We start from the raw sequence: 6,021 nt of genomic DNA on the forward strand, positions 1-6,021 counted from the left end.
AATAAAAAATTATTTTAAAAGCATTAAAAATTTATATTTATTTATTGATTATTTTATTATTAATTTCAAATTGAATTCAATTCATTGATTTTCAATTATTTGTCATTTTCATATTTTAATATTGGACTAAATAGATTATTTTCTATTTAATTAAACTTGGTTTAAACAATATTATTCATTATCAATTTCCAAATAAAAAAATAAAGGTGTAATCTGTGAAAGTACAATCTGATGTTAACATAGGACTGGTGGGCCATGTCGATCACGGTAAAACAACACTTACAAAAGCATTGTCTGGTGTATGGACAGATACTCACAGTGAAGAAACAAAAAGAGGCATATCCATTCGTTTGGGATATGCTGATATTGAATTTAGAGAATGTCCGGAATGTGAAGAACCTTTATGCTATACTACTTCTAAAAAGTGTCAACATTGTGGAAATGAAACTGAAATTATTAGAAAGGTATCATTTGTAGATGCTCCTGGACACGAAACCTTGATGGCAACCATGTTGTCTGGTGCAGCTATTATGGATGGTGCAGTTTTAGTTATAGCTGCCAATGAGGAATGTCCACAGCCACAAACCAAGGAGCACTTGATGGCTCTTGATGTAATCGGCGTTAAGGATGTAGTTGTAGTTCAAAATAAGGTTGATATTGTTCCTAGGGAAAGAGCTATTGAAAGTTATAAGGAAATTAAGGAATTTGTAAAGGGTACTTGTGCAGAAGATGCACCAATCATACCTGTTTCCGCTCAACAAGGAGCAAATATAGATATTCTTATCAAGGCTATTAATGATACCATCGTGACTCCAGAGAAGGAATTGGATAAACCTGCCAAGATGCATGTTGCAAGATCTTTTGATATTAATAAACCTGGTTCTCACCCAGATAAGATTAAAGGTGGAGTAATCGGTGGAAGTTTGGTTCAAGGTACCCTTAAATTAGGGGATATGATTGAAATAAGACCTGGAATCAATATCAAGGAAAGCAAACAGAACAAATGGATGAATTTAACCTCTGAAATCATTGGTCTTGAAGCTGGCGGAAAGGCTGTTGAAGAGGTTGGTCCTGGCGGTCTTATAGGAGTTGCTACCAAGTTGGACCCTTCCCTAACCAAGGCGGATTCATTGTCAGGTTCTGTTGCAGGTGCTGAAGGTACATTGCCTGAAGTTTTGCATGGCTTTGACATGAAAACCGAACTCTTGGACCGTGTTGTCGGTACCAAGGAAGAAAGAGAAGTGGCTCCAATTAAAATCAAGGAACCATTAATGATTAACTGTGGTACAACAACTACCATTGGTGTTGTAACAAAGGTTAAGAAAAACGTTTCTGTTGCTTTGAAATTACCTGTATGTGCGGATAAGGGAGACAGAGTCGCTTTATCCCGTAGGGTAGGAGCACGTTGGAGATTAATCGGTTTTGGTATTATTCAATAAATGATAATGGGTTCATTCATATAAATGATGGATGATGATATTGAATGATTTGCTCATTTCATTAATAATGTTTTCTTAACATTTAGGAATAATTGTTTCAAAACTAAAATTTTATATTTTGTGATATTATGGAATCTAGGGAAGTGTTTATTGATACAAACTTTTTTATGATTCCTTTTCAATTCAATGTTGATATTTTAGAAGAATTTAAAAGAATATTGCCTAATTATCGCCTTGTTACCTGTGACTTTGTTATTCGTGAACTTCAAGGATTGAAAAAGAATAGCAAGGGAAAGGTGAGATTGGCTGCAGGATTAGGTTTAAAAATAGCCCAATCAGATGAAATAGAAGTTAAACAGATCCCATTAAATAATGGAGAATCTGTTGATGATGCCTTGCTTAGAATTTCAAAGGTTTTAGCTACAAATGACATTGATTTAAAAAGAAGAGCTAAAAGAAAGGGCATTACTTTAATTTATTTAAGACAAAAGAAGTATTTAGCTGTTGAGGGTTATTTGCCATAATATTATGGTTATTTATTTAATTTATTTAAATTATTGGCTTTTTTAGCTTTTTAATTTAATTTTTGTTTAGTTTATTTAAATTATTGGCTTTTTTAGTTTTTTAATTTAATTTTTGTTTAGTTTATTTAATTTATTTAGTTTATTAGCTTTTTTTAGCTAATAATTTAATATTTATTTAAAATCTATTATTTACTTAATCCATTTAAGTTTATTCTTGATTTGGATTAAGTTTAAATATTACAATAATTATATTTTTAATTGAATATTCAATTTATATTTTATATGAGGGATTATTTTGTATTACATGACAACTATTGAGGGAACTGTAAGAATTCCACCATACAGATTTGGTGAACCTCTTGAAGATGTAGCTATTGAAACTTTAAATGAGTCTTACAATGGTCAACTTGATAAATATTTAGGTTTAATTGTAGGAGTAACCAGTATTGAAGAGATTGGTGAAGGAGTTCTTATCATGGGTGATGGAGCTGCTTACCATAATGTTATTTTCAATGCAATCTTCTTTAAGCCTGAACAACAGGAAATTGTTGAAGGTGAAGTTATTGATATAGCTGAATTTGGTGCATTTGTAAGAATTGGGCCTATGGATGGTCTTGTTCATGTATCTCAAGTAACTGATGATTATATAAATTATGATCCTAGAAATGCTGCTCTTTTAGCTAACGAATCCAATAAGGTCTTAACTGAAGGAGATAGGGTTAGAGCCAGAATAGTTACATTAAGTCTTAAAGGAAAAACCATTCAAGAATCTAAGATAGGTCTTACTATGAGACAACCTAATTTAGGTAAATTTGAATGGATTGTAAATGAAAAGAACAAAGCAAAAGAAAAAAAGGCTAAGGCGGTATAATGGTTTTAAAAGCTTGTACACATTGTAGTTTATTGTCTGAGGATAAAGAGCAATGTCCTGAATGTAAGAATCCTACATCCACCAATTGGAGTGGAATTTTAATTATTACAGATCCTGAAAATTCAGACATTGCAAAGGAACTTGGAATTTCCAAACCTGGAGAATACGCATTAAGAGTCAGATAATTATTTTTTCTTTTTTTCTTTTTTTTAATTTTTATTACTATTTTTATTGTTTTAGCTATTTTTAATCTTTTTTATTACTATTCTTATTATTTTAGCTATTTTCATTTATTTTTACTAATTTTTCTTAATTTATTCTTATTTTTCTCAAATGTTATTTAAAATTCTTCTTTTCCATAAAATTTATATACTAAATCTAATAATATAAATATTATTAAAATTATTAATTTTTTTATTTATTTATGCATTATCTATTGATTTTTCATTAATTAAATAAAAATAAATTTTTAAATAAATGATTAAGAGGTTTTGAAATGGCAAGTTTGACTGAAATATTTAAAGAGGCTTTAACTTACCCAAGTTATGATTTTAAGGCATTGCTTATCTTAGGTATTGTCTTTGTTGTTGCTAACATATCCCAAATCTTGGAATCATGGGGCATTGACCTTGGTGTTGCAACCATATCCATTTTAGGAATTATCTCAATTATACTTTATTTTATCATTCAAGGTTACTCAATAAGCGTACTTAAGGAAACCATTGAATATTCAGATGAAATTCCTGCTTTGAATTTAGGAAAAAATTTAGTTTCTGGAATTAAATTCTTAGTAGTGGAAATTATTTATTGGATTATTCCTATTATTTTATCCTTTGTTGTTTTCTTTATAAGCGGAGGTGCATCAGCCACTGTTGATTTGGCAGGGGTTATTCAAAACAACACCAATAATTTTACTGCTAATGTAACTGCTAATTCTGTATTGGCTAACATTCCACAGGAATATATTAATTCCTTTTTATCAAGCTTTTCCATTACAATAATCATTGCTGTAATTCTATTTTTAATATTTGGATTACTCCTTGAAATTGCAATGTGCAGATTTGCTAAATATGACAGTATAGGTGAAGCTTTAAGCATTGGTGAAGTAATTGCTGACATTCGTGCAATTGGAATTGGCAAATTTATTGGATGGTATATTATTTATATAATTATTGCAGCTATTTTAGGAATTATTGCAGGAATAGTTACTGCAGTGCCATATATAGGTGTACTTGTTTCATTTATATTGGTTGGCCCATTCATATTTTTATTTGCTTCCAGAGCTTTAGGAAACTTATATCTTGAAGCCGACGTTTAAATAAAATCAAGATCAAATCTTGATTTTTATTTTTTTATTTTTTTTATTTTAGGTTAAAATATTTTAATTTTAATTTTTTAATTAGGTTTAATGTTAAAATTTTTATTTTATTTTTAATTATTCGGCTTTTAATTAGAATTTTTATTTTAATTTTAATTATTAGGCTTTTAATTAGAATTTTTATTTTATTTTATTTTTAATTATTAGGCTTTTAATTAGAATTTTTATTTTAATTTTATTTTTTAGCTTTTAATTTTAATTTTAATTTTATATTTTCTAAAGCAATATTTCATTGATTTTTTATAAAAATGCCCTATTTTTACTTTCTAAAATATTGCTTTTATTTTTTTAAACTATTTTTATGCTAAACTTTATATATCTTGAATTAGATAAATATTAAAGTATAATAATTGTTTTACTATAGTTTTTTAATTTTAAATAACAATTTTTATAATGCTTTCAAGTATAAAATTGGTTTACTATAGTTTTTTTTTAATTTTAAATAACAATTTATTATAATGATTTTTTGATTGATTGATTGAGGTTAAAACTTGTTTGTATTAGATGAAAATTTAATAGGTGAATTTAAGGCTCCCTTAGGCAAATTGTATGTTAATTTTGAAGATGCAATTCCTAAAATCAAGGAAGCTAGTTTTTTAATCTCTGTTGGTGATCAAACCACTAAAAATCTTCTTGATAACGATTTAATTCCTGACTTGGGAATTATAGACAATCGTATTCAAAGAAAAGATCATAATCATAATATTATTCAAACAAAAAACATTTTAGAAGCAGACAATCCTGCAGGTACCATTACTGAGAACCTATGGGAAACCATAGATTCAGCAATTTCCCTAATACGTGAAGATAATGAAAATCGTCTCATTGTTGTTAAGGGGGAAGAAGATCTTGCTGTTCTTCCTTGCTTATTAATGGCTCCTGAAGATGCTGTTATTTTATATGGTCAACCTAATGAAGGGTTGGTTTTTGTTAATGTTTTTGAAGCTAAGGACAAGGCCACTAAACTCATGACATATTTTAATGAAGAATAGTCTTGGATTTGTCCTGAAAATTAAATTTTATTTTAATTGTATCAATTATTATGAATATTTAATTTATTTAAAACCAAAAAAAAGAGGTTTTATGATGGAAATCGATATTATTGAGAAAAAAGAAAATATTTTATTTGACAGAACCGAAGTAAGATTTAACTGTTCATATGAAGGGGAAGCAACTCCTAAAATCTTAGATGTAAAAAGTAAATTAGTTGCTTTACTCGACACTAAAAAAGAATTAATCGTAGTTGACAATCTTCAACCAGGATACGGTGAACCTAAAGCTGTAGGTTATGCTAAAGTATATGGTAGAGAATCATCCTTATTAGATGTAGAAAAACCTAGTGTAATTGCTAAAAACAAAGAACCAGAAGCTCCTGCTGAAGAAGAAGATGAAGCGGAAGAATAGATTAATGAATTAGGAGGATATTAATATGGCTACTAAAAAAGAATTATATACTGTTGAAGGAGACAAAATCGTAAGAAAAAATCCTTTCTGTCCTCGTTGTTCTGAAGGTGTATTTATGGCTGACCATGGTGATAGATACGCTTGTGGTAAATGCGGATACACTGAAATGAAAACTAAAGAATAAATATTCTTTATTTTCTTTATCTTTTTTTATTTTTTAATATTTAACTTAATAGGCTAGTTTTAACTAATTTTATTTAATTTTAACATTTTTTAATTTTTATTTAATTTTAATCTCTATTTTTAACTAATTTTAACTAATTTTAACTAATTTTAACTAATTTTAACTAATTTAACTAATTTTATCTAATTTAAACTAATTTTATTTAATTTAAATTCTATTTT

General features: G+C 28.0%; 8 protein-coding genes. All 8 read left to right on the forward strand.

The annotated features are described in order from the left end of the window. Positions 1-215 precede the first annotated feature (215 nt). The 8 genes from Q0138_RS07045 to Q0138_RS07080 all read left to right on the forward strand — a co-directional run bounded on the left by Q0138_RS07045 (position 216) and on the right by Q0138_RS07080 (position 5,800). A complete protein-coding gene (locus Q0138_RS07045) occupies positions 216-1,439 on the forward strand; it encodes a translation initiation factor IF-2 subunit gamma (protein WP_297982586.1) in 1,224 nt (407 codons plus the stop codon). A gap of 128 nt (positions 1,440-1,567) precedes the next feature. After that, a complete protein-coding gene (locus Q0138_RS07050; RefSeq protein WP_297982589.1) occupies positions 1,568-1,963 on the forward strand; it encodes a PIN domain-containing protein in 396 nt (131 codons plus the stop codon). A 304-nt stretch (positions 1,964-2,267) separates the two neighbouring features. Next, positions 2,268-2,834, forward strand: coding sequence for a DNA-directed RNA polymerase (locus Q0138_RS07055; protein ID WP_297982605.1), 567 nt, complete (start codon positions 2,268-2,270; stop codon positions 2,832-2,834). Then, positions 2,834-3,019, forward strand: a complete 186-nt coding sequence (gene spt4, locus Q0138_RS07060; RefSeq protein WP_297982592.1) for a transcription elongation factor subunit Spt4 — start codon at positions 2,834-2,836, stop codon at positions 3,017-3,019. The genes Q0138_RS07055 and spt4 overlap by 1 nt, the downstream gene beginning before the upstream one ends. A gap of 311 nt (positions 3,020-3,330) precedes the next feature. Next, positions 3,331-4,152, forward strand: a complete 822-nt coding sequence (locus tag Q0138_RS07065) for a DUF4013 domain-containing protein (protein ID WP_297982595.1) — start codon at positions 3,331-3,333, stop codon at positions 4,150-4,152. Between the two features lie 551 nt (positions 4,153-4,703). Next, the gene (locus tag Q0138_RS07070) at positions 4,704-5,204 is read left to right on the forward strand and encodes a DUF359 domain-containing protein (protein ID WP_297982597.1); all 501 of its coding nucleotides are present in this window, start codon (positions 4,704-4,706) and stop codon (positions 5,202-5,204) included. Positions 5,205-5,298: 94 nt separating this feature from the next. Next, positions 5,299-5,616 carry a 30S ribosomal protein S24e gene (locus tag Q0138_RS07075; protein WP_297982601.1) on the forward strand — a complete coding sequence of 106 codons (318 nt, stop codon included), beginning with the start codon at positions 5,299-5,301 and terminating at the stop codon, positions 5,614-5,616. Between the two features lie 25 nt (positions 5,617-5,641). Beyond that, positions 5,642-5,800, forward strand: coding sequence for a 30S ribosomal protein S27ae (locus Q0138_RS07080; protein WP_012956276.1), 159 nt, complete (start codon positions 5,642-5,644; stop codon positions 5,798-5,800). The last annotated feature ends 221 nt before the right edge of the window (positions 5,801-6,021 follow it).

The sequence above is a fragment of the uncultured Methanobrevibacter sp. genome (assembly GCF_937906425.1).
Classification (GTDB): domain Archaea; phylum Methanobacteriota; class Methanobacteria; order Methanobacteriales; family Methanobacteriaceae; genus Methanobrevibacter.